20 protein-coding genes are annotated in these 22,723 nt (G+C 64.0%); 8 read left to right on the top strand and 12 right to left on the bottom strand.

Annotated elements, in window-relative coordinates:
• Positions 1-12: 12 nt before the first annotated feature.
• From menD to QRN42_RS16490, 3 genes are read right to left on the bottom strand one after another with little or no spacing between them, the layout of a single operon-like run.
• The gene (gene menD, locus QRN42_RS16500) at positions 13-1,722 is read right to left on the bottom strand and encodes a 2-succinyl-5-enolpyruvyl-6-hydroxy-3-cyclohexene-1-carboxylic-acid synthase (RefSeq protein ID WP_284980219.1); all 1,710 of its coding nucleotides are present in this window, start codon (positions 1,720-1,722) and stop codon (positions 13-15) included.
• A gap of 21 nt (positions 1,723-1,743) precedes the next feature.
• Positions 1,744-2,766 carry an o-succinylbenzoate synthase gene (locus QRN42_RS16495; RefSeq protein WP_284980218.1) on the bottom strand — a complete coding sequence of 341 codons (1,023 nt, stop codon included), beginning with the start codon at positions 2,764-2,766 and terminating at the stop codon, positions 1,744-1,746.
• Positions 2,767-2,822: 56 nt separating this feature from the next.
• The gene (locus QRN42_RS16490; RefSeq protein ID WP_284980217.1) at positions 2,823-3,428 is read right to left on the bottom strand and encodes a hypothetical protein; all 606 of its coding nucleotides are present in this window, start codon (positions 3,426-3,428) and stop codon (positions 2,823-2,825) included.
• A 103-nt stretch (positions 3,429-3,531) separates the two neighbouring features.
• Here QRN42_RS16490 and QRN42_RS16485 point away from each other — a divergent pair, with 103 nt between their 5' ends.
• On the top strand, positions 3,532-4,263 hold the full coding sequence (locus QRN42_RS16485; protein ID WP_284980216.1) for a DUF2510 domain-containing protein: 732 nt from the start codon (positions 3,532-3,534) through the stop codon (positions 4,261-4,263).
• Positions 4,264-4,313: 50 nt separating this feature from the next.
• Positions 4,314-5,225, top strand: coding sequence for a phosphatase PAP2 family protein (locus QRN42_RS16480; RefSeq protein ID WP_284980215.1), 912 nt, complete (start codon positions 4,314-4,316; stop codon positions 5,223-5,225).
• Between the two features lie 48 nt (positions 5,226-5,273).
• Here QRN42_RS16480 and QRN42_RS16475 read toward each other — a convergent pair whose 3' ends face one another.
• The 3 genes from QRN42_RS16475 to QRN42_RS16465 all read right to left on the bottom strand — a co-directional run bounded on the left by QRN42_RS16475 (position 5,274) and on the right by QRN42_RS16465 (position 10,188).
• Positions 5,274-8,069, bottom strand: a complete 2,796-nt coding sequence (locus QRN42_RS16475) for a S8 family serine peptidase (RefSeq protein ID WP_284980214.1) — start codon at positions 8,067-8,069, stop codon at positions 5,274-5,276.
• Between the two features lie 144 nt (positions 8,070-8,213).
• Positions 8,214-9,431: an MFS transporter gene (locus QRN42_RS16470; RefSeq protein ID WP_284980213.1), complete on the bottom strand. Its 1,218-nt coding sequence runs from the start codon at positions 9,429-9,431 to the stop codon at positions 8,214-8,216.
• Positions 9,432-9,528: 97 nt separating this feature from the next.
• A complete protein-coding gene (locus QRN42_RS16465) occupies positions 9,529-10,188 on the bottom strand; it encodes a hypothetical protein (RefSeq protein WP_284980212.1) in 660 nt (219 codons plus the stop codon).
• Between QRN42_RS16465 and QRN42_RS16460 the strand changes: the two genes are divergently transcribed.
• Positions 10,169-11,215 carry a hypothetical protein gene (locus tag QRN42_RS16460; RefSeq protein WP_284980211.1) on the top strand — a complete coding sequence of 349 codons (1,047 nt, stop codon included), beginning with the start codon at positions 10,169-10,171 and terminating at the stop codon, positions 11,213-11,215. The genes QRN42_RS16465 and QRN42_RS16460 overlap by 20 nt on opposite strands.
• An 81-nt stretch (positions 11,216-11,296) precedes the next feature.
• On the opposite strand, the gene QRN42_RS16455 is transcribed toward QRN42_RS16460, so the two are convergent.
• The 3 genes from QRN42_RS16455 to QRN42_RS16445 form a co-directional block, all read right to left on the bottom strand.
• Positions 11,297-12,379, bottom strand: coding sequence for a hypothetical protein (locus tag QRN42_RS16455; protein ID WP_284980210.1), 1,083 nt, complete (start codon positions 12,377-12,379; stop codon positions 11,297-11,299).
• A 111-nt stretch (positions 12,380-12,490) separates the two neighbouring features.
• On the bottom strand, positions 12,491-13,366 hold the full coding sequence (locus QRN42_RS16450; RefSeq protein ID WP_284975474.1) for an MBL fold metallo-hydrolase: 876 nt from the start codon (positions 13,364-13,366) through the stop codon (positions 12,491-12,493).
• A gap of 112 nt (positions 13,367-13,478) precedes the next feature.
• Complete coding sequence (locus QRN42_RS16445) at positions 13,479-14,972, bottom strand: polysaccharide pyruvyl transferase family protein (RefSeq protein ID WP_284980209.1); 1,494 nt, start codon at positions 14,970-14,972, stop codon at positions 13,479-13,481.
• Between the two features lie 141 nt (positions 14,973-15,113).
• Here QRN42_RS16445 and QRN42_RS16440 point away from each other — a divergent pair, with 141 nt between their 5' ends.
• The 3 genes from QRN42_RS16440 to QRN42_RS16430 all read left to right on the top strand — a co-directional run bounded on the left by QRN42_RS16440 (position 15,114) and on the right by QRN42_RS16430 (position 17,312).
• On the top strand, positions 15,114-15,707 hold the full coding sequence (locus tag QRN42_RS16440; protein ID WP_284980208.1) for a copper resistance CopC family protein: 594 nt from the start codon (positions 15,114-15,116) through the stop codon (positions 15,705-15,707).
• A gap of 85 nt (positions 15,708-15,792) precedes the next feature.
• Entirely contained in the window at positions 15,793-16,410 is a 618-nt protein-coding gene (locus tag QRN42_RS16435; protein ID WP_284980207.1) for a hypothetical protein, read from the top strand.
• 110 nt (positions 16,411-16,520) lie between these two features.
• Complete coding sequence (locus tag QRN42_RS16430) at positions 16,521-17,312, top strand: YcnI family copper-binding membrane protein (RefSeq protein WP_284980206.1); 792 nt, start codon at positions 16,521-16,523, stop codon at positions 17,310-17,312.
• A gap of 89 nt (positions 17,313-17,401) precedes the next feature.
• On the opposite strand, the gene QRN42_RS16425 is transcribed toward QRN42_RS16430, so the two are convergent.
• Genes QRN42_RS16425 through pdhA form a run of 3 tightly spaced genes read right to left on the bottom strand, consistent with a single transcriptional unit; the run spans position 17,402 to position 21,182 of the window.
• Positions 17,402-18,856: a dihydrolipoamide acetyltransferase family protein gene (locus QRN42_RS16425; protein WP_284980205.1), complete on the bottom strand. Its 1,455-nt coding sequence runs from the start codon at positions 18,854-18,856 to the stop codon at positions 17,402-17,404.
• A 2-nt stretch (positions 18,857-18,858) separates the two neighbouring features.
• Positions 18,859-19,959, bottom strand: coding sequence for an alpha-ketoacid dehydrogenase subunit beta (locus QRN42_RS16420; RefSeq protein ID WP_284980204.1), 1,101 nt, complete (start codon positions 19,957-19,959; stop codon positions 18,859-18,861).
• Positions 19,956-21,182 (bottom strand): pyruvate dehydrogenase (acetyl-transferring) E1 component subunit alpha, encoded by a 1,227-nt coding sequence (gene pdhA / locus QRN42_RS16415; protein ID WP_284980203.1) that lies wholly within the window; start codon positions 21,180-21,182, stop codon positions 19,956-19,958. Before pdhA ends, QRN42_RS16420 begins: the two co-directional genes overlap by 4 nt.
• Before the next feature lie 172 nt (positions 21,183-21,354).
• On the opposite strand from pdhA, the gene QRN42_RS16410 reads away from it, so the two are divergent.
• Positions 21,355-21,819, top strand: a complete 465-nt coding sequence (locus QRN42_RS16410; RefSeq protein WP_284975482.1) for an Lrp/AsnC family transcriptional regulator — start codon at positions 21,355-21,357, stop codon at positions 21,817-21,819.
• Positions 21,820-21,880: 61 nt separating this feature from the next.
• The gene (locus QRN42_RS16405; protein WP_284980202.1) at positions 21,881-22,453 is read left to right on the top strand and encodes a YdcF family protein; all 573 of its coding nucleotides are present in this window, start codon (positions 21,881-21,883) and stop codon (positions 22,451-22,453) included.
• Positions 22,454-22,723 lie beyond the last annotated feature (270 nt).

Here is a 22,723-nt window from a genome sequence, read left to right as displayed (position 1 = left end):
CCGCTGCCGCGGCTATGCCCCGAGCAACACTTGGGAGACGGCCGCGGCAACAGCATCCTTGATGCGCGAATGAAGGGTGCGCAGGCCTGAACGGTCTGTGCTCACTTCCACAATGGTGCGGCCTTTCAAAGGCCCGGTAAGCACGACGGCGAGTTCCGCCGTCGTGCTTACTTTTTTGTATCCGATGCCGTACGCGGCAGCCAGCGCGGCGATGTCCACTGTGTGGGGCGTGCCGAAGAGGCGTTCGACGGCGGTGCCGTAGGCGCCTGAATCCTGGACGGCGCCGTGTTCGAGGAGCCCGAAGATGGCACCCCCGGAGTCATTGAGGACCACGATGCGCAGATCCGGCACCGGTTCGCCTGAGCCGAGGAGGAGGCCGCCGACGTCGTGCAGGAAGGTCACATCGCCGAGCAACACCGTGGTTTCCCGTCCACTTCCGAGCGCAATCCCGGTCGCTGTGGAGACAGTGCCGTCGATCCCCGCCAACCCGCGGTTGGCGTAGACAGTGGCCGCCGGTTCCCTTGGTGGCCGGCCGGCAAGGTCGACGTCGCGGATGCCGTTCGATGAACCAAGCACAAGGTGTCCGCGCGCATGCTCCCACACAGCGGCTCCCACGCCAGGACCGTTCGCGTCCTCCTCTGAAGCGAGGACGCCGTCCATGGCATGCTGCGCGGCTGCCCCGGCGAGGAGCCAGGCATCCAACCATTCCGCAGCGCCCCGGCCCGCAAAGTCAGCCAGTTCGTGGAGGGTCTCGATGGGGGCCTCGCGCCGCCGGCCGGCCTCGTACCACGCCACGGGAACGGGCTGGTAAATCGCTGATTCCACGGATTCGCGGGCCAACAGCGTTGTTACAGGCCGGGAGAGCGTTGCCCGGCCAAAGAGGACAACGCGCTCAATCGGGGTTGGTGACCCGGGCCCGAAGTGTTCGAGCAAGAGCCTGTAGGGGCCCACTGCGTTCGGGCCGAAGCGTGCGTTGGAGGACGGTTCGGCGAGCAGCGGCAGTCCGTGGGCCCGGGCAAAGGCCTCGGCTATCGGGCCCGCATCGTGCCCGGCCAGGACCACGGTCCGTCGCTCTGCGAGTTCGCTGGACGCCGCCGGCAGATCCAACGCTTGCGGGCCGGCGTCGTAATGGAAAACACCGTGGCCGGTAGTGGTGGGCAAAGCATCACCGTTCCCTGGGACCAGTGGGTCACGGAACGCCAGGTTTATTTGGACCGGTCCGGGCGGTGTGCCTTCGAGGGCGCCCGTGGCGGCGTAGAGGGCAGTGGCAACAGCTCGCGAAGGATCCTCGCCGGCCCGAACGTCGACGGCGAAACGCACGTGCTCGCCAAAAAGGTCCAGTTGCGCGGTGGTTTGGTTGGCTCCGGTGCCATGGAGTTCCTGGGGCCGGTCGGCGGAGACCACAATCACCGGAACGGCGGCGTGGTTGGCCTCCATGACGGATGGAAGGAGGTTGCCCACAGCCGTTCCTGAGGTTGTCACGACGCCGACGGGGGCTTCGGTGGACAGGGCAAGTCCCAGGGCCGTGAATCCGGCGTCGCGCTCGTCGATGCGCACATGGAGGCGAACCCGCCCGGCCGCCTCGGCCTCAGCGAGGGCGTACGCCATGGGTGCCGAGCGTGAGCCCGGCGCCACCACCACATGGCGCACACCGCCGTCGAGCAGCGCATTTACGGCGATTCGTGCGGCGGCGATAGAGGTGAGGGAGTCCTGGGAAGTCACCGTTCCAGTCTATGGGCGAGTCTATGCACGCCCGTGCGTGCCCGTAGCTGCCAACACGGCGTGCACTCGGCGGAGCCGCTCCACCCACCAGTCGCGGCGTTCCCCCGTGGCCGCGTACTGCTCCAGCAGTCCGGGATCGGCGACGGCGTCGCGTAGCCGGATCTCGCCGTCGTCGGCCACCAGAGGATGGGCCGTCACGTCGGAGGCGAACAGTGAGACCGTGCCCAGCCCGCAGGCGTACGGCAACGAAGGCAACGCCGCGGCCAAAGCCATTCCGGCACGGATGCCGATCGAGGTATCCAACGCCGAACTCACGACGGCGGGCAGCCCGGCTTGGGACACGATGTCCAGTGCCCGCCGCACTCCGCCGAGCGGTGCCACCTTGACCACGATGAGGTCGGCGGCCCCCGCGCGGGCAACGCGAAGGGGATCGTCCTCTTTACGGACGCTCTCGTCTGCAGCTATCAGTACAGGAGTGCCTTGGGCTGCGAGACGTTGCCGCACTTCGGCCAGCCCTTCGATAGTGGGTACGGGCTGTTCTGCATATTCAAGCCCGACGTCGGCCAGGGCACCCAGCGCTGCCACGGCCTCCTCCACGTCCCATCCGCCGTTGGCATCGACGCGGATCGCAGCGTCCGGTAGGGCCTGCCGGACGGCGGTGACGCGGGCGACGTCGTCCTCCAGGGATTGCCCCCGTTCAGCGACTTTGACCTTGACGGCATCTACGCGTCCAAAGCGGGCCAGCACCTCGGGGACACCCTCGGCGGGGACGGCTGGAACAGTTGCGTTGACAGGGACGCTCTCGCGGAGCGCCGGCGGGAAGCCGAGCCACCCCGCTTCCAAGGCCGCCGCCAACCACCGCGAGGATTCGTCGTCGTCGTATTCGGGGAAAGGGCAGAATTCGCCCCAGCCCAGCGGACCTTGCACGAGCAGTGTTTCCCGTTCCGTGATGCCGCGGAACTTGACCCGCATGGGCAGCGATACAACGTGGGCGGAGTCGAGGAGTTCCTCGATCGAGGGCATGGCTGGAAGTGGCTCTGGCATAGAGCCACTCTAAACAATGACTATTGGGACCAGTACGACTATTCGGACCAGTACGTCTATTCGGACCAGTACGTCCGGATGTTCGCCAACGCGGCACTCAGTTCTTCCGCGGACAGCGTGAGGGAGCTTTCAGGCACCCCGAGCGCTTCCCATTGGGCCATGATCTGCGTGTCGGCCTCCACGGGCAACGGCCACAACCAGTACCGTGCCGATGCTTGGACCATCTCATCGTTGGCGGCGCCACCACCGCCGCCCAACACGGCAAGAACCGGCCCGGCCACGCCTTCATGCCGGGGAGCGAACGGGACGTCCTGCGTGGCAATCGCTTTGCCCCCATCGGCGTAGGAGATGCCCACCATCAGGCCGCTATCCCCTACTGTTCGCGACCCTGGATGGTTAAAGCCCTGGTCCATAACCTCACGCCATTGGGTGTCCGACTCTTCACGCCGCCGGACCGTCCATGTGAGGTCCAGCAGGCAGCCCGTGGAATACACCTCCACGAGTTTCACTGCCAGGGCCATCCGCTCACTGCTGTGGAGGAAGTCTCCAACGTGCACTACGCCCGGCAATTCGTTCGACGGCGGACCGGCCCAAGCTGGCCTGACCGGCTGGGGTTTGCGCGACCCTTGGGGCGATTCAGGCATGTCGTCGAAGAACGTCATAACCTATCCTTACACCGTCCCGCCGACGATGTAGAGGGGCACTTACAAAAGAGATGACACCGAACACGATATCCTCGAATTCACGACTCACTTTGGGGGACGCATGACGCAGCCTATGCCCGGTTCGACGACGCCAGCCGGTTGGTACCCGGACCCTGCTGATCCGCGCCAAGTCCGGTGGTGGGATGGGCAGGCATGGACTGCCCACTTCCGGCCTGCCGCACCGCAGCAGGGCCAATTCCAGCAGGGGCAATTCCCACAGGGCCAGTACCCGCAGGGCCAGTACCCGCAGGGCCAATTCCAGCAGGGGCCATACCAGCAGGGCCCCTACCAGCCGGCGCGCTACGTCCAGCCGCGAAACCAGCTCAGTGACAAGACCCCGGTATACAACCCCTTCATCTGGGTCATCACCTTCCTGCCATTGATCTCCATCTTGATACTGTCCACGTGGCAGCCACAATTCAGGTACATCACCACCCGCCAAGGCGTGCACACTATTGACCCTCTGTCGATGTACACCCCGGGCTACTTCCTGACCCTGATCTTTAGCTTCCTGGCTTGGGGGCTGATGGTCTTCTTGGCCTACCTGGACCACCAGCGGTTGCTGAAAATCGGCGTCGTACGTCCATTCCACTGGGCTTGGGCTTTCCTGAACGGGGCGGTCTACGTGGTGGGACGCTCAGTGATCGTGCACAAAGTGGCGCCCAAGCGCGGGTTGCTGCCGGTGTGGGCGCTCATCGCCGTCTACGTGGTGGACATGGTGGCTGTGTCCATCTGGGTGTCCACGATGTTGCACTCGATGATGGCAGCGATGGGCTACTCGGTCGCAGCCTAGGGCGCCCGACGTCGTCCGGCGTCCCCCGTCTGTGTGGCAGTCTTAAGAGAATGAGTTACCAGCAATTCCGCGTGAGCGGCAGGTCGAGCAAACGGCCGCATCGGGAACGCGAGGCGGGCGCGGGTTCGGGCGTGCTGTTTACCTTGGCCACCGCGGCAAGCTTCCTCGGCATCGCCGCAACGTACTATTTCTTTGTCCGCACCACCGCCGGTCAATTCATCGACGAATCCGCATTGGTCGAAGCCACCGAATTGAGTGGCTCTGCGGGAAGGGCCTCCACGGAGTTCCTGGACCTCTTGCCCATGCTGTCGCTGGCGATCGCCGCCGTCGTGGTTCTTTTCGTGACCGTGGCCCGACGCCGTTGGAGGGCGGCGGGAATCGCGGTGCTTGCCTGCGTCGCCGCAAACCTCGCCACGCAGCTGCTGAAATTCGTCATCCCGGACAGGCCCGATCGGGGCGTCCAGACCCTTGAGCTGAACTCACTTCCCTCGGGGCACACCACTTTGGCGGCATCCGCGGCTGCGGCGGTTTTTCTGATGGTGTCGCCCCGATGGAGGCCCTTGGTTGGTTTCCTCGGAAGCACGTTCGCCGTGGCCACGGGTGTCTCTACCCTGATCAACCAATGGCATCGCCCGGCCGACGTCGTCGCTGCCTTCTTGGTGGTGGGCGCCGTCATGCTCCCCGCAGGGTGGCTCATTCTCCGCTCGGGCAGCAGTTGGAACGTGTGGGACGGATATGGCGAACACTGGGCAGCCTCGCGGCTCTGGGTGTGGCTTAGTGTCACATCGCTGCTTGCCGGCGTGGTGGTGGCAGCGTATTCGCTGTTCCAGATCCTTCCTGGGCTCAGCCAAGACAGTACCGTGGACTATTTCTGGGCCGGGACGGCCTTCATCGTAGTGGCAGGCTACGCAGCCGCCCTGGGTGGCACGTGGTTGTTTGGCAGGGCAGCACGCCGCATATGACTGACCCTGCGGCGTGCTGGCCCTGCCGGCTCGTCCCGACCGTGAGCCTTACGGCATCCGGTAAAGGAATGCAGCCATGGCATCGCGATTGATCGGGGAAAGCGCGCGGTAGCTCTTGGTAGTCGGCGTCTCCTGCCAGCCGGTGGAAATCTTCTGGTCCGCCAGCCATGTCATTTCCTTGTAGAACAGCTGGCCCGGACTCACATCAAAGAACGGCGAGGTTGCCGGTGGAACGAAGTCCGGTTTGTTGGCCAGACGGTACAGGAAGGCAGCCATGGCATCGCGGCTGATCGAAGTCAGTGGCCGGTATGTGTGGGACCCATTAGATTCGATCCAACCGGATGAGATTCCTGTCTGGGCAAGCCACGACATTTCTTTGTAGAACGGCTGGGTGGTAGCGACGTCCGTGAACGGCGAGACGGCCGGCGGTGTGTAATCGGGAGAGCCTGCCATGCGGTACAGGAAGGCTGCCATGGCATCACGGGTGATCGAGGCCGAGGGGCGATAGGTCACGGACTTGTCCGCTTCAACCCAACCCGTGGAGATCTTCCGGTCGGCCAGCCACGCCATCTCCGTGTAGAACGGTTGGGTGGTGGTCACATCCGTGAACGGCGACTGTGCCGGTGCCGTGAAAGCCGGTCCCTTGGTGCTGAAGTACACAGTCCACGCAGCTTGGGCCCCGGCCAACAGCGCGAAGCCGCTATGTACCTTGGCCACCACCTTCACCTGGCCGCGCGCCGGGTAGGTTCCTGCCGGCATCGTTGTTCCGTCCACCTGATAGTCGAAGTTCGCCGAGGCAGGGATGGTGTACTTGTCGTCGGCCATGTACGGGGCGTCGGTGAAGGTCACCGGCTCTGGAGCCACGGCCTTGTCGGCAGTCAGGACTTCTGCCGTGGCGTCGCTAGTGACCGACGTCGGCTGGTAACCGTCCTTGGTCGCGGTCACTGTTGCTGTGACCGTCGCGCCCGTGTCGGCTTCAGTCAGGGTGTACTGAGCACCGGTAGCACCGTCGATGGGAACGCCACCTCGGGACCATTGGTATGCCAGGGATACGGGAGCCGGACCCCACGTGCCAGCGTCCACCGAGAGCGTATTGCCCACATAGGCCGAACCGCTGATCACCGGAGTGGCTTGGGTCAGGGTTCCTGCCTGCACAGGAGACGTTGCCGCCGACGTAGCCGAGACCGCGGGGAAATGGCTCTTGGTAGCTGTCACCGTCACGGAGATGGCAGCGTTTACATCGGCGGGGGCCAGCGTATAGGCGGGGCTGACGGCGTCGGGAATTGCTACACCGTCCCGCTGCCACTGGAAGGCAACCGTTGCCCTGTCGATTCCCACCCAGCCTGCCGCGGTGGTGGACAGCGTGTTACCAACGGTAGGTTGCCCGTCGATGACCGGGACCTGCGATTGGAGAGGGGTAGCGTCCTGGGCCGTATTGCGCAGCGCCAGTCCTGCATTCACTAGGTTCACGCCGCCCGCGGTGGAGGCGGTGACCAGCATGGTCGCTCTGACTTCATCCGGTGTGTAGGCGGGGAACTTGGAAAGCATCAAAGCCGCGACGCCGGCCACATGGGGTGCGGCCATGGAAGTTCCGGCCTTCAGGTAATAGGCTTCGGCTCCGGCAGTGTCCGTGCCGTCATTTAGCGTGGAGACGATGCCATCAACGACATTGTTGGTCATGTCTCCGCCGGGAGCGTAGATATCAACTTTCGGGCCGAAGTTTGAGTAGTAGGCCTTGACGTTTGTCCGGGTGCTGGCACCCACTGCCATGACGCCCTGGCAATTCGCCGGGCTGATCTGGGAGGCGTCGATGTTGTCGTTTCCTGCCGCTGCCACTACCACTGCGCCTTGGCTTCGAGCGAAGTTCACGGCGTTCTGGTACGTGGAGGAGCAGGTTGCCTGGCCTCCGAGGCTGAGGTTGATCACACGAGCTGGATTGGCGTTGGCGGGAGCTCCGCTCACCGAACCGCCCGCGGCCCACCTGATGCCATCGGCGATGTCGGACGTGTAGCCACCACAGGTGCCGATAACCCTAACGGGTACGATCTTCGCCTGGGGCGCCACGCCGGCAATGCCCTTTCCGTTCCCGGCAACTGCCGCGATGATGCCTGCAACGTGGGTGCCATGCCATGAGGAATTCCGGGCAGCTTCACCGGACGCGCAGAGGCCGGCCGACGTCGCGTCGCCCTCGTCCCGCGGGTTGGTGTCGCGGCCATCGCCGTCACGTGCCACCGCGGGGTCGCTGATCATGTCATAGCCGGGGAGAACGTTGGCGTCCAGGTCACTGTGCGGAAGAATCCCGGTATCGACCACGGCCACTACGCTGCCCTGACCTTGGCTGACATCCCACGCGCCAAGGACGTTGATTCCGCCTGTCCCCGCACCGAGGTTCCACTGATACTTGAAAAGCGAGTCGTTCGGTGCAAGCGCCAGGGGCCTCATGATGGCGTCCGGTTCTGCGTATTGCACGCTGGGATCGGCTGCCAGGGCCGCCACCAACTTCTTGGCTTCCGGGCCGCCGAGCTTGCGGTCAGTGCGCACCACTTGCTCGCCCGAGCCCGTGGTGCGTACCTTCTTTACCGGCACGCCCACCGCATTTGCGGCCTGGTTGAAGGACTTCTGCGGATCGACGGACTGAATGCCGGCCCGGTCCTTGAACTTCACTATGAACTGGTCCGTAGGAATGGTGGTTGAATCAGTCCCCGGCGTCACCGGCCCCGCGCTCGGCGTGGGAGCCGGCGTTTCGGTTGCCGCCGCCGGGAGGGCGGGAAGTGCCGTCCCCAACAGGGCGGCCACACTGACAAGAATGAGACGTGAGCGTACTGCTCTCCGGTGGTCTCGCATATATTTTTTCGCCCTTTTGCTCTAGCGCCCCCAAAGAGCACCGAAAATTGGCCGCGAACGCAGCTTGGTTGAGTTTATCCAGAGAGGTGACTTTCCTGTGAATCTCCGGTGAGTTTCGTCACCGGTGAGTCGCAGGGGTTCTCCTCAGTAGTTCCGGCGGTGCTTGAGGCGGGGAATTGCGACGGCGAACACGGCCGCCGCGGCAAACCCCAGGACGCCCGTGGCCCAGATCCCTGCGGAGAGCGAGACTGCAGCCGTCAGCCCGGAAAGCAACACCGGCCCACCCGTGGACCCGGAGTCGGAGATGAAGCGCCAAATACCCAGAAAATGACTGCGCCCGTTATCCGGCGAGAAATCGGCACCCAGGGTCATAATCAGTCCGGAACTGATGCCATTGCCGAACCCGATCAACAGCGCAGCGAGCAGCAGGGACACAAATCCCCCGGTAAAGGGGATCAGTATCAGGGCTGTTCCCATGATCAGCGTGGAAGGAACGGCAACCCACTGCCGGCCCTTGCGGTCCATTAGCTTGCCTGCCGGGTAGAAGACCAGCATGTCGATCGCCCCGGAAAGGCCATAGAGCAACGACGCGTGCGTAGCGTCGAGCCCCAGGTTGTCAGCCCACAACGGGATCACCACTTGCCGCGAAGCACGCAGCGCACTGAGCAGAAGGATGCCGAAACCCACCGTCAGGAATACTCCTGCATGGGAAACCGCCACGCTCTTCAACGTCGACGCCGGAGGCCGGGGGCCGCCGTCGGACGCGTCAGGGATCACTAGGTCCGGGATGGTGAGCGACAATATTGCCGCCGCCATCATTCCCACGAATCCCACCCAATAAGCCCCGCTGATCCCCGCGAACTGCATCACTCCGGCGCCGATAAACGGTCCAATGAAGATACCGATCCTGGTGACGCCGCCCAGCGTGGACAGGGCCCTCGCCCGGAACATGACCGGAACTGCCTCAGTCAGGAACTTCTGCCGGGCCAGGTTGAAGACACTGGCGGACATCCCCACCAACGTCATGGCGACGGCCAGTAACCAGATCCCGTTGCCCATGTGCGGCGCGAACGCAGCCGCACCGAGTGCGATCGCACCTGCAGCACCGGCTCCGACAATTGCCCACCGTTCACCGAACTTCATGGTGATGATGGACGCCGGAATGTTGAAGATCCAGGAACCGAGACCTATCAGTGTCACGATCAGAGCGGAGACAGCAACCGAAGCTCCGAGGTCCCGAGCCGAAAGTGCGATGATCGGAAGCACCGCCCCCTCGCCTATACAGAACAAAAGCGCGGGCCCGAACGCCGGGAGCGCGATGCTGCGGAGGCTGAAGTTTTGGTTCGCTTGGGTGGTGGTCATCGCCTTCATCCTATGACCGCGGCGTCACCGGCCCGTAGTTGCCGCGGTTCCGTTTCCGGGACCGCGGCAACTTCAGTGTGGAACGGTTACCCAGGAATCAGGCGTTGGCGGCTGGCTTCCTCTGGCCGCCGGCCGCGAAGGCCAGGCCCAGGAGCAACAAGCCAACGGCCCAAGCGATCACTGCGGCATTCAGACCGGTGCTGGCCAAGGCGCGGGAGCTTCCGACGACGGCGGCCGCGGGCGCTGCCAGAACGGCACCTTGGGCGGCGCCGGTGATAGCGGCAGCAGCCTCCACTCGAATTCCGGCGTCAGCCGCGCCGGTGCTCAAACCCGCTGTAATAACGCCTTTGGTGAGCCCACCCATGGCCGGGGTGCTGATGACGTTATCGGTCGGAGCGCCGCCGTTGCCAGCGCCACCGTTGTTCGAGCCGCCGCTGTTGGTGCCGCCGCTGTTGGTGCCGCCGCTGTTGGTGCCACCATTGTCAGCGCCTCCATTGTTGGTGCCACCAGCAGGAGGGGTGGCAACCGGGGGCGTGGCTACTGGAGGGATGACTGCCGGAGGGGTCACTCCACCGGCGGAGGCGCCACCGATACCAAGGGTTGCGGAGCCGACGCTCACGGGAACAGTAACCGGGATGACCAGCTGGGTGCCGGAGACGACTCCGTTATCGCCGGATGTTGTGCCTCCGTTCGAACCAGCCGGAGTTGCTGCGCCGGGAGTCCCAGCGGAACCCGCTATGAGTACCGAATCCCCCAAGACGCTTGCCGACGTCGAACCCACGCCCACAGGAACCGTCACCGGAGCAACTACCTGCGTCCCCGAACCGATACCGCCGGAGCCACTAGTTGTGGCCCCGGAGCTTGAGCCTGTTGCCGGAGCAGTGGACGAGGCTGGACCCGCCGCAGTGGAGCCCCCCAACACACCCACTGACGACGAGCCCAGGTTTACGGGCGCCGCAATCGGCGCAACTACTTGCGTTCCTGAACCGATGCCGTTCGAGCCGCTAGTCGTTGAGCCAGCCGGAGCCGAGCTTGAGCCTGCTGCCGGAGCAGTGGACGAGGCCGGCGCTGAACTAGCCGACGAATCCCCCAAGACACCCGCCGACGTCGAACCGACGGTCACGGGAACGGTCACGGGAGCGACCACTTGCGTACCCGAACCGGCACCGCCCGAGCCACTGGTCGTGGAGCCCGCCGGAGCCGAAGCCGCCGGAGCGGTGGACGAGGCCGGAGCTGAACTAGCCGACGAATCCCCCAGGACACCCGCCGACGTCGAACCGACCGTGACGGGAACGGTCACCGGAGCGACCACTTGCGTGCCCGAAGCGGCGCCGCCCGAGCCACTGGTCGTGACGCCCGCCGGAGCCGAAGCTGCCGGAGCGGTGGATGACGATGCCGGGCCCGTCGCAGTGGAACCCCCCAACAAACCCACTGACGACGAGCCCAGGTTTACGGGCGCAGTAATCGGAGCGACTACTTGCGTACCTGAGCCAATGCCCTTGGAACCGCTGGTAACGGCTGCCGGCGCGGCTCCCGACGTTCCCGATGGGGCGGCGGTGCCGGAAGTCGCTTTCGAGGTGCCGAGGACTCCCAGCGAAGTGCTGTTGACGTTGACTGGAGCGGTAACTGGCGCCACCACTTGGGTGCCGGAAAGGGTTCCGTTGTTACCACTGGTGGTGTCGGCGGCATTGGCCGCCGTCGCGCTGAGGACGATGACGCCCCCAGCAAAGCAGGTGCCGATCAGGCACGTGCGGATGGTCGTATTCATGGTGGTCTTCTCCTGAAGTTTTAGGTTCCAGGGACGTCCGGTTCCGGAGCGCCCAATGTGCCTTATGCCGCGCAACAATCAGCGGCTGGCTGGGAACCTAGTCAGGAGAGGAGCCAGGGTCAGAGAAGACCGGGGCTGGTGATTCTTGGTAGCTGGCCGCGTTTGGGCCGGTAAGTAGGTCTACAGGAATAATCAGTGCGCCGTGAAGGAAGGCAGCTGCGGGGCCCGGAGGGCCGTTCTGGGAACTGCTGAAGCTCGCGCCAGTGGCACCAACGGGTACCGTGCCGGGGCCGACCGGAAAGTTTGAAGGGTCTGCCGGGGCCGGCTGTGCCCACTCCGCATCGAGAACGGTGGTGATACCGGCGGCCGCAAAATTGCTCCCGGCCTGGGATGTCGCAACCTTGCCGAACCCAGAAGTCCGAGCCGTCGCGCCACGTCCCGCTGCCGCTTCGGTAACCGCGATGGCGGCAGAACTTTCGACGCCGTCACCGGTCGCCTTAACCGCGTCGGGCAGCGCCGGGAGCAGCGACCCTGGGTCCGTCGTCGTCGGAGGAGTAGCAGTCATTGGCGGAACAGTAACCGGGAGGATCGCAGCGGGCGGCGTCAGTGAACCAACCGGCGGAAGAACGGCGCCGATCGCACCGACAACGGGATCAACAACCGGGTTCACACCATCAGTCACCGGGGTCAGCTGGACGGGTTCCACTGCCTGGTTGACCGGGGGAACCACAACCTGCACCGTGTGGTCTATTGCACCGGCGGCAGGAACCACCACGGTATTGACCACGCCGCCAACCGTACCGGCGGGAACGACGCTGCCTACCGCCGGGGCCGAACCCGCCAGGTGGTCCACGCTGTTGCTCACTTGGTGGACGATGGGTGCTACTGCCGGCACGGGAACGTGAACCGCTCCATTTGGCGCCGCTTCCTTTGCCACCAGGGCCTTGACGGGCGCTGGCAACGGAACATTGGGCACAGGGATACTGATGGCAGGACCGGAGGAGACAGTGGACGAAATGGTTGAGGTCAGTCCATCCGTGGGCGAGTGCTTGCCTGACGTTCCTGAGTCAGCGCTTGCGGCTGTGGCTGAGAGGACCATCCAGAGGGCCGTCCCAGCGCCCGCGACCATGACAGAGCGGAGAATGCTGGTAGCACGCGGGAATGTGCGTGAACCCGTCATCTCGACACCCCCAGGTAGTCGCGAAACCGATGGTCGCCTTCATCCTAAAACCCCTGGCAGCAATTAGTCCATGGTTAGGAGGAACCAATCACGAAAATTGTAAGGAACCTGTCATGAGGGGTAGGAGCCGGTGGAGCTAGGGCCGAAATCCGGTGTGGCCAAGGAAACCCGTCCGTGTTGGGCGTTGGTTTCTTGGAGCCTCTTGATGAACCAGCGCGACTGTTCAGGACCGTAGGGCAGCACCGGAATGGCCTTGGTGGCATCGGAGGGCATGTCACGTATGGACTGGGTGGCCTGCCGCACGGCTGTACCCATGGTGTCCGCCATGGTCTTAACAAAACTGTCGCTGGCTGGTTTGCCGTGTCCCGGGACCAGGAATTCGTAGCGGTGCCGGAGCGCGGAGATGTGCCTCAGGGCATCGGCCCACTCCTCGGGATAGGAATCCTCGAAGGACGGATACGCGCCGTGCTCCACCACATCGCCCACATATAGCGTCGAGGCGGTGCCCACCATCAGGTCTCCGTCGGTGTGCGCGCGGCCCAAGTAGAAAAGGGTCGCCGTGATTCCACCGAGGTCCACGAGAACCGGCTGGTCACGAACAAGGGCGTTAGGGACCACAATCCCGACGGCGTCGCCCTCCCCCGCGGCCATCTCGGGTTCGTTGGTGGCTACGAAGCGGCGCTGATTGTCGCCGTCGCGTTCGATTGCCGCTGCACAGTTGGCGTGGGCCCAAAACTCCGTGACGCCGTCGTCCGCGAAAACCGCGTTCCCAAAGAAGTGGTCATAGTGGGCGTGGGTGTTCACCACCACCAGCGGCAGCTGCGTCTTCTCACGGACAGCGGCGAGGATCTCCCGGCCCTGACGTGGGCCGCAACCGGTGTCTATCACCATGGCAAGCTCAGAGCCCACCACAAGCCCGGTGTTAAGTAACGATCCCTCGGTTTCCAAGACGTAGTTGTCCGGTCCAAGTTCAAGCCAAGCTGACAATGAGTTCTCCGTATCAGTGCAATCCGGCGATGTTCAGGCCTCTACTCTACCCACGGAACCCTGCTGGCTGGTGGAAGACCGGCTGTGCGTTGGCTAGGGATTGGTGCCCGGCTCAGTGCCTCAGCAACCTCAGCCACCGCGCCAGCCGGACTACCCGGCTGGACTCCAGGGCCCCGAGTTGTAGCCGGAGTTGAGCGGCTTCAGCCTCAACGGCAGCCAAGGTAGCGGTGGTGTCCTCGAGTGCATGGGTCAGCCGGAACAATTCCACGGACTGGTGGCCAATATGCGATTCGTTGTTCGCTGTCAGCTTGGCTGCCACAGGGTGCTCTCCGGAATCCAGTTCCGGAAAAGCCGGCGCCAAAGTGGCCAGGACCGGAGCTTCTTCGGACGCACCCCTGAGGGCACGGACGACGCCGTCCCACCAGTTGCCCTGGAAGCGGCCTTGCGCCGGGCCCAGCTCTAGAAGGTATGCGCGGATCTGGTCCCTTCGGCTCCAGAATTCATCCACGAATTCGTCAAATTCTGGGGTCACCATATGACGCAGGGACCTCAACGTGTGGCCGAGGCCCCAGTTGGCCAGCGCACCGCCCAGCCGGACTTCTCCGTAGTAATCCACAGCGAGTCCGAGGCATGGCACACCCGCCGAGAGGGCAAAGACAATCGGGTGGTACCTGCTCGCAACCACCAATTCGGCCTGTGCGGTCAGGGCGGCGGCCTCTTCCGCCGTGAACTGCCCGCACACGGTGACCCTGTCCCACGTCATGCGACGCCGGATATCCTCGTGAGTTTCGATGTCCAGATCCGCCTTGCCGGGATGCGACATGTGCGGAATCATCACGACGTCGAGATCGCCGGCCTTTGCGATTCTGTCCAGCAGCTCTGCCACACGCTGGTTGAAGTCATCCTTGTCCATGGCGCCGGTTCCGCCTGCGAAGCTGGCCACGACGAATGGCCGCTCCGGACTGGGCGAATACGTAGGCGACGCTGAGGACGGCTCGGGGCGGCTGGTCGGATCGCTGATGAGGAAGCTGGCATCGTCCAGGGTGAGGCCTGCCGGGACTCCGGCGTCGAGCATCATCTGCAGGGACGTGCGCTCGCGCACGCTGGACAAGGCCGCGGAGCGGAACAGCTCCAGCGCTGTGTCGTAGTCCGGTCCAGTCAGCACGGGGCCAACAGTTTGCCCGGAGATGACCAACGGCTTACCCAATGCCTTGGCGATTGCTCCCACCGCAGCACGCTCATAGAGCAACCAACCGTACGGCGAGTTCATGTTGCCGCCGCCGGCGATCACCACGCCGTCCGAGGATGCAATCGTCTGGATGAGAGGGTGGACCTGGTCATCGGAGGGCAGCGCATTGGAGTCCCCCGCGAGGACGGACTGAATTTCCTTGAGATACGTTTCGCGACGGTTGGGGGGCCACGGGAATTCCAGCGTCTTCACGGCGGCAGTGCCGTACAGCCGGGTACTTTCCTCGGGATTTCGGGACAGCAGGGTTATATCCCTGATTCCCCTGGACTGGAGCTCAGCCACCACGGCGTGGGTCATCGCCTCGTCGCCAACGTGGTAAACGGGCTGGCCAATATCTCCAAGAACTACGATTCGCACGATTCCCCGGTGGTAGAAGGCAAAAGCAGTACCAAGCTTAATGGGTGTATCGCGTTCCAGTTGACCACGTGCCGCTCTCCTGGACGCCCACCGTTCTACACTGGGTAGAAAGATTGAAGTGGTTGATGCGGAGGAAACGTTATGGGTCGTTGGTCCGCTAAGAGGCCGTTGAGGGGTCTGGCGCTGGTGATGGCACTGTTTGGTGCGTCGGTGGCGCTGGCCGTGGGCTCTGCTGCTCCGGCATTGGCACACGACGTGCTTGAGGCTACAGATCCGGCAGACGGGTCTGTGCTGACCCAGGTCCCTTCGGCGGTGCACCTGACATTCGACCACACCCCGCTCGCCCTCGGTTCCGAAATCCTCGTCAAGGATCAGTCCGGGACCAACCAGTCCGATGGTCCCGTGAGCATCGTGGACAACAACGTCACGCAGAACATCAAGTCCGGCGCACCGGCAGGCAAGTTCACCGTGGTCTGGCGGGTCGTATCCTCGGACTCGCACCCCATCGAGGGGACGTTCACGTTCACCGCGGGAACCGCGAACGCTTCATCGGCAGCCTCGACGGCAGCAGCCTCGACGGCAGCGACTTCGGCGTCCACGGCGGCATCCACGACGGCGGCGCAGTCACCGCAGTTCCCTTGGGGCCTCGCCGTGGGAGCTGTGGTGGTGCTCGCCGGCCTCATCGCGGTGGGCGCATACGTACGGCGGCGGCTCCGCACTGAGGCCAATGATTAAGTCGCTCGGTGGAAACGCCTCCACCGGATTGTAAGATCTTTCAGATGCCTGTTGGCTTTTCGATGATTCCCTGAAAGGAGCGCCGGTGACTGCACGCGCTTCTTTCCGAATGCTCCGTACCGGGGTCATTGGCTCAGTCGTCTTGGGTTTGGCGGCCGGTGGTCACCTGGCCGGCGGCGGGGTCCTTCCCGAGCCTGTCATCCTGACTGCGTTGTGCGCCCTGACAATGGTCCCGGTGGCCGTCCTTACCCAGTTCCGGCTGTCCTGGCCCGCGCTGATCGGGCTCCTGGGCGCCGGGCAGTTGTGGCTTCACTGGTCCTTCAACGCTTTTTCTGCTTCGCTTGGCCCTGCGGATTCGACGACGCCGGTACTCACCGCGCACGCGGGCCACTCTGCAACCTCGACCATTGCTGCCCTGCACACCATCATGCCGACCCACAGCTCGGACGACGGCGGCCTCCTCATGGTGGCTGCCCACGTTCTGGCCACGCTCGGGACAGCACTGGTGCTGGCCCGAGGCGAAGAATCCTTGTGGGCCGTGGCCGCATGGCTCCGCCCACTCATCCGGCTTCCACGCCCGGTACCCCTCAGGACACCCCAAGTCGCGCATCCGTTCCTTGCACCGCCGGTTCCGCTCCGCAGCCGGCTCGGCCTTCGCTTGCCCTCCCGGCGGGGACCGCCGTCAGTGCTGCACGCCGCCTGAGCGGCTTCTCACTGTGGAGAAAGTCCGCCGCGGCAACGCGCTGCAACAGCGCAATGATTCAACAGCACACTTCATTACCCTTTACTCCTTGTGAAAGGCACATCCCTGCCATGAAAAACTCCATCCGACGCACCATCAAGACCACCTCGGCAGCCGTCATGGCTGCCGGCCTGTTGGCCTTCGGCGTCTCCGCCGCGTCAGCCCACGTCAAAGTGGATCCTGACGATCCCGCAGCTGGCGGGTACACGCACCTGACCTTCAACGTCCCGAACGAATCCGCCAAGGCCAAAACCAGCAAGATCCAGGTATCGCTCCCCACCGATACACCGTTCAACTCGGTGTCGGTTAAGCCCATCGACGGCTGGAAGGCCAGCCTCGTCACCACCACCCTGCCCAAGCCGGTCACAGTATCCGGAACTACCCTGACCAAGGCTGTCACTTCGGTGGTCTGGACTGCTGACAAGGCGCACGAGATTGGCGTGAACGAGTACCAGTCTTTCTCCCTTTCCGTTGGCGTCCTGCCGGCCGAAGGCACCACCATCACGCTTCCGGCAACCCAGACCTACACTGACGGCACCGTAGTTAAGTGGGACCAGAAGGCCGTTGACGGCCAGCCTGAGCCTGAGCACCCCGCGCCGTCGTTCGTCACCACCGCAAAGGACGGCGCGACGTCGGCATCCACCACGGCCGCTTCGGCGTCCACGTCGGAGAACGGCGGCCGTACCGCAGGCTGGGTTGGATTTGGCGCCGGCCTGCTCGGTCTTATCGCTGGCGTGATCGCGCTCATCCGTACCCGTCCGGCCAGCAAGCGAACCCGTAAGAACGCGGGCACCGCTGCTGACACCGTAGATGCAAGCAACCAGACGGTGAGCTCAGAGAGCCCGGAGCACGCCGCCAAGTAACGGTAGCAAGACGCGTTAAACATCTGTGACCAGCTGGAAGGCTGGTCACAGATGTTTAACTCTCTTTTTTAGTGTCAGGGCTCTGGCACTTACATATCCGCGAGCGCCCCGCCCGGGTTTTCGATAGCGTCCGCAACATATCGCAGGAAGCCCGCGGCCGTTTCGCCGTCGCAAACCCGGTGATCGAAGGCGAGGGTCAGTTCGGTGACCTTGCGGACGGCAAGTTGGCCGTTGACCACCCAAGGTTTGTCGATGATGCGGCCCACTCCGAGCATGGCGACTTCGGGGTAGTTGATGATCGCGGCTGAGCCGTCTACGCCGAACACTCCATAGTTGTTCAGCGTGAAGGTGCCGGAGCCCAGTTCGGTGGGCGTCGCTTTGCCTTCACGTGCGACGGCGGTCAGGCGGCGGATCTCGGCGTCCAGTTCACGCGCACTGAGGGTGTGGGCGTTACGGACGGAGGGGACGACGAGCCCGCGATCTGTTTGGGCTGCGAAGCCGAGGTTGATCCCGTCGAAGCCAACAATTTCCTGGGAACCGTCCGCAGTGGTCTCAAAACGCGTATTGAGCGCCGGGTACTTTTTTAACCCAGCCGTGACAAATCGAGCAATGAAAGCCAGCAGGCCGGGAGTGTCCTGCCGCGCGCGCTTCTTGAGTTCGGCGCGCATCTCGAGCAGCGCGGTCGCATCGACGTCCACCCACACTGTTGCCTCAGGGATTTCGGAGCGGCTGCGGGTCATGTTGGCCGCAACGGCTTTCCGGACACCCCGAACAGCCGTTCGGGAAGAAACGGCCAACCCTGTGCGTCCGTCCAGCGAACCCTCGGCAGCTGCTTGAGCCGCAGCGGCAGGTACGTTCGGAGCAGCCGCTGGAGTCTCCGGCGTGGAGATCGCAGCTTCCACGTCGCGGCGCATGATCAGCCCGCTGGCACCGGAACCATTGATGGCATCCAGCGACACACCGTGGTCCCGAGCCATCTTCCGCACCAGCGGTGAGATCACGGCACTGAGCTTTCCCGGGACTCGTGTCCGGGACACCAGCGGTTCAGCTGGCTCAGTCACGGCAGGTTCGGGCGCGCGGTCGACGACGGCGATGCTCCCCTTCCGCGGGCGGGTCCGGCCGCCGGTTGCTCCCCCAGGGGTGCCATAGCCGATGAGCACGTTGCCGGAGCCCGCCTTCTCCTCGGTCCGGTAGGTCTCCGCTGCAGCGTCGGCGGCGGGTGTTACCTCGACTCCCGTGGACACAGCGGACGGTCCGTCGGAATAAGCCGCAGGAGTGGCCGGAGCCTGGGCGGCACCTACCCGGGCAATCGAGATCAGCGGCTTGCCGACGTCGAGCGTTTCGCCGGCCGCTCCGTGGAGCTCGGCCACCGTGCCGGCATAAGGTGAGGGCACCTCAACCATGGACTTGGCGGTCTCGACTTCGGCGATGGGCTGGTCCACACGGACCTCATCGCCCACAGCGACGAGCCAGTTGACCAACTCCGCCTCCGTGAGGCCTTCTCCGAGGTCCGGCAGCCGGAATACCTGCAGATCTGAACTCATGGCTAGTCCTCCCACTGGAGATCGTCGACGGCGTCGAGGATACGGTCGACGCTTGGCAGGTAGTAGTGCTCCAGCTTGGGAGAAGGGAACGGAACATCGAAGCCAGTTACCCGGAGGAGGGGGGCGGCGAGGTAGTGGAACGCCCGCTCCTGGACCCGGGCCACGATCTCCGATGACACGGACGCGAACCCGTGCGCCTCGGCGATCACGACGGCGCGGCCGGTCTTACGCACGGACGCGCAGACGGTCTCGTCGTCGAAGGGGACGAGGGTGCGGACGTCGATAACTTCCAGCGAGCGCCCTTCTTCGGCGGCGGCCGCGGCGGCGGCGAGCGCTGTAGGGACGGAGGGACCATAGGCGATCAGCGTCGCATCAGTCCCGGGACGTGCGACGGCGGCGCGGCCTTCGGTGGAGGTCCCGGCGTCGTGCTCTGCGCGCAGGGCACCCAAGTCCACCTGGTCCTTGGACCAGTACAGCTTCTTGGGTTCCATGAACATGACCGGATCATCGGAGTCGATGGCTTCGCGGAGCATCCGGTAACCGTCGGCCACGGTGGCCGGCGTGTAGACCTTCAGGCCGGCAGTGTGTGCGTAGTAGGACTCGGAGGAGTCGCAGTGGTGCTCCACTCCCCCGATGCCGCCCGCGTAGGGGACGCGGATGACCATGGGCATTTTCAAGGCGCCCTTGGTGCGGTTATGCATCTTGGCCACATGGCTGACGATCTGTTCGAAGGCCGGGTAGGCGAAAGCATCGAACTGCATCTCTATGACGGGGCGCATGCCGTTGATGGCCATGCCCACTGCCATGCCCACGATGCCGGATTCCGCCAACGGGGTGTCAAAACAGCGCTGTTCCCCGAACTCGGCCATCAACCCGTCGGTGATGCGGAAGACTCCGCCGAGCAGGCCGACGTCTTCACCGAAAACGAGGACGGACGGGTCTGCCCGCATCGCGTCGGCCATGGCGGTGTTGAGCGCCTTGGCCATGGTGAGGCTCTGCGGTCCCGTTGCCTCGGCAGTTGCTGCCGCGGATGCTGCCGCGCTGGCCGTGGCCGCGCTGACGTTTGCCGTGGTGGTGCTGGTGGCGGTGGTGGTGACGGTCATTTTGCGCTCTCCGTTCCGGAGTTATCGGTGTTACCGGCGCTTTCAGCGCGGGCGAGTTCGCCGGCGAGCATGTCGGACTGTTCTTTCAGCTGCGGGGTGGGCTTGGAGAAGACGTATTTGAAGAGGTCCAGCGGCTGCACCGGGACGTCCTCGCCCAGGCCTTCACGGAGCTGCGTGGCAACTGATTCTGCGTGCTCGGCGATCCGGTCCGATGCGGCGTCATCCAGCAGGCCTTTGTCCGTGAGGTACGCCTTCATGCGTGTCAGCGGATCCTTGGCCTGCCATTCGGCAACTTCACTGTCCGGGCGGTATCGGGTGGCGTCGTCGGCGTTGGTGTGGGCCTGCATGCGGTAGGTGTGGGCTTCGATCAACAGTGGGCCGGAGCCTTCCCGCGCCAGTTTCACGGCCCGGTCCATCACGGCCATCAGGGCCACCAGGTCGTTGCCGTCCACGCGCTCCCCGGCCATGCCGTAACCCACAGCCTTGTGGGCCAGCGACGGCGCCACGGATTGGTGGCTCAGCGGGACTGAGATGGCGTACTTGTTGTTCTGCACGAAGAAGATGACAGGGAGGCGGAAGACGGCGGCAAAGTTGAGGGCCTCGTGGAAGTCACCTTCGCTGGTGGCGCCGTCGCCACACATGGCCATCACCACGGTGTCTTCGCCGCGTAGCTTCGCAGCATGCGCAACCCCGACGGCGTGGAGCAGCTGGGTGGTCAACGGCGTGCACTGGATGCCGACGTTGTACTTCTTGGGGTCGTAACCACTGTGCCAATCCCCACGGAAGATGGTCATGGCCTCCACCGGGTCCACGCCGCGGGTCATGACTGCGACGGCGTCGCGGTAGGTGGGGAACAGCCAGTCACCCTCCTGGAGGCACATGGCAGCGGCGACCTGGCAGGCTTCCTGCCCATGGCTGGAAGGGTAGACGGCCATCCGGCCCTGCCGGACCAGCGCCGAGTTCTGGTCGTTGACGCGACGCCCGACGACGAGCCTCTCGTAGGCGGCCATCAGTTCAGAGTCGCCGGGTGTGGGGTACTCGTGGCCAGGTTCGGTGCCCTGCTCATCTTTGGAACGGAGGGTGCCATCCGGGTTCACCATCTGAATCTGGTGCCGGGCGGGAAGCATGTAATCCTCAACGCTGATGCCGAACTTTGCCCGAACGTCACCAGCTTGGTCCCCTGCTACCGTCTCCGGCGCAGAGTGATCTGCGTGGATCGTCATTGGTCCATCCTTCTCTAGCCACTATGTGCCTCCAGTATGTTCCTCGAGGATGTTTCGTATCCAGCTTTCGGCAGAATCATGGAAAGGCTTGGAATATTTGGCTATTCTGAAAGACGAATTGTGTTTGTGAGCTGGGTAACGCGCCTGAGCTGTAGACGAATTGGAGGCAGCCGTGAGTGAGGCCGAAGCAGAGCAAGGCGCCGTACCACTGGACACGGTGGATCGGGACATCATCCGGGAGCTGACGGCGGACGGACGCATGTCCATCACCCAGGTTGCTGAAAACGTCCACATCAGCCGGGCCCACGCCTATACGCGCATTGCCCGGCTCACGGGCGAAGGGGTCCTGACCAAGTTCACCGCCCTGGTGGATCCCATCAAAGCAGGGCTGCGGTCCTCGGCCTACGTGACGTTGAAAGTTCAGCAGCACTCTTGGCGGGAACTCAAAGAACAGCTCAGGGCCATCCCGGAGATCCACCACATCGCGCTGGTAGGTGGCGACTTCGACGTCATTCTCCTGGTCCGCGCCACGGACAATATTCACCTTCGACGTGTGATATTCGACCAATTGCAGTCCATGGACGGGGTTCTGGATACCCAGACTTTCCTTGTTTTTGAGGATGTTGACACCCGGTAGCGGCAAGCGGGCAGTCACAAGCTGGAGGTGAACCCACATTGAGGAACCTTAGACTGGCCCCATGCCCATCAAGACCGCCTCCTCCGCGCGTGGGCTCAGCATCGCAGCAGTATGCATCTTCCTGGTGCCTGTGCTCTGGCTGATCGCGTCAATCCAGTTCTTCTACAACCCTCCCCAGGCCCCTCCGCACCACACCGACGCGATCGTGGTGCTCGGCGGCCTCAGCAGGGAGCGCCTGCCGGCCGCCCAGCAGCTCCAAAGCCAACTTGCCATCCCCGTCCTGGTTGTCTCCACCACAGGCCTTTCAGGAAACGCTGAAAGCGACGAACTCTGTAACGATGAGCAAGGCCAGCCCGGCTTGATTTGTTTCCGTCCGCAGCCGCTCAATACCAGGGGCGAAGCCGATGCCTTGGCTGCGCTGATCAAGGAACATGGCTGGAAATCGATCACCGCTGTCACCTCTGACTATCACGTCATCCGCGCCGGGACCCTGATCCGGCAGTGCACCGCCGTCGAGGTCCAAATGGTTGGTTCTGAACCCGATCTCTCCCCGGCCGCGTGGCTGGACAGGTTCGTAGTGGAAACCGGCGGGTTGTTGGACACGTGGGTGCGGCCGGAGTGCTCTACTCAGTAAGGTAGAGGGATAGGCCGTCGAAGGCATCTCGCCTTTCGACCTGAATTGGGAGGGGCAAACCGTGGATCCGACGCCCCTACAACTGCGTCCGGCCGGCCGGCATTTTCGGCGCCGCCGGTTTGGCTCTCGAACTATGTCAGCCCAGGTTTCAAGGCGCCCGTCACTGCGGCCCGAGCGTATGAATCGTCCGTCTCCCGTCGCGCAAAGTCGCACTCCACAATCGTTCGGCTCCCACGAGTTCAAACGCCAAGTGGCGCTCATAGTAGTTGT

The organism is Arthrobacter sp. fls2-241-R2A-200 (assembly GCF_030209745.1).
Taxonomy (GTDB): domain Bacteria; phylum Actinomycetota; class Actinomycetes; order Actinomycetales; family Micrococcaceae; genus Arthrobacter.
This window is presented reverse-complemented; position numbering and strand designations above follow the sequence as displayed.

Excerpts from the sequence above, each read along its gene's own strand:
- QRN42_RS16475 (WP_284980214.1), bottom strand. The coding sequence starts at position 8,069 with ATGCGAGACCACCGGAGAGCAGTACGCTCACGTCTCATTCTTGTCAGT.
- QRN42_RS16480 (WP_284980215.1), top strand. The coding sequence starts at position 4,314 with ATGAGTTACCAGCAATTCCGCGTGAGCGGCAGGTCGAGCAAACGGCCG.
- QRN42_RS16495 (WP_284980218.1), bottom strand. The coding sequence starts at position 2,766 with ATGCCAGAGCCACTTCCAGCCATGCCCTCGATCGAGGAACTCCTCGAC.
- QRN42_RS16405 (WP_284980202.1), top strand. The coding sequence starts at position 21,881 with ATGCCCATCAAGACCGCCTCCTCCGCGCGTGGGCTCAGCATCGCAGCA.
- QRN42_RS16430 (WP_284980206.1), top strand. The coding sequence starts at position 16,521 with ATGAAAAACTCCATCCGACGCACCATCAAGACCACCTCGGCAGCCGTC.
- QRN42_RS16455 (WP_284980210.1), bottom strand. The coding sequence starts at position 12,379 with ATGACGGGTTCACGCACATTCCCGCGTGCTACCAGCATTCTCCGCTCT.
- pdhA (WP_284980203.1), bottom strand. The coding sequence starts at position 21,182 with ATGACGATCCACGCAGATCACTCTGCGCCGGAGACGGTAGCAGGGGAC.
- QRN42_RS16490 (WP_284980217.1), bottom strand. The coding sequence starts at position 3,428 with ATGACGTTCTTCGACGACATGCCTGAATCGCCCCAAGGGTCGCGCAAA.
- QRN42_RS16470 (WP_284980213.1), bottom strand. The coding sequence starts at position 9,431 with ATGACCACCACCCAAGCGAACCAAAACTTCAGCCTCCGCAGCATCGCG.
- QRN42_RS16425 (WP_284980205.1), bottom strand. The coding sequence starts at position 18,856 with ATGAGTTCAGATCTGCAGGTATTCCGGCTGCCGGACCTCGGAGAAGGC.
- QRN42_RS16485 (WP_284980216.1), top strand. The coding sequence starts at position 3,532 with ATGACGCAGCCTATGCCCGGTTCGACGACGCCAGCCGGTTGGTACCCG.
- QRN42_RS16420 (WP_284980204.1), bottom strand. The coding sequence starts at position 19,959 with ATGACCGTCACCACCACCGCCACCAGCACCACCACGGCAAACGTCAGC.
- QRN42_RS16460 (WP_284980211.1), top strand. The coding sequence starts at position 10,169 with ATGAGTACCGAATCCCCCAAGACGCTTGCCGACGTCGAACCCACGCCC.
- QRN42_RS16440 (WP_284980208.1), top strand. The coding sequence starts at position 15,114 with ATGGGTCGTTGGTCCGCTAAGAGGCCGTTGAGGGGTCTGGCGCTGGTG.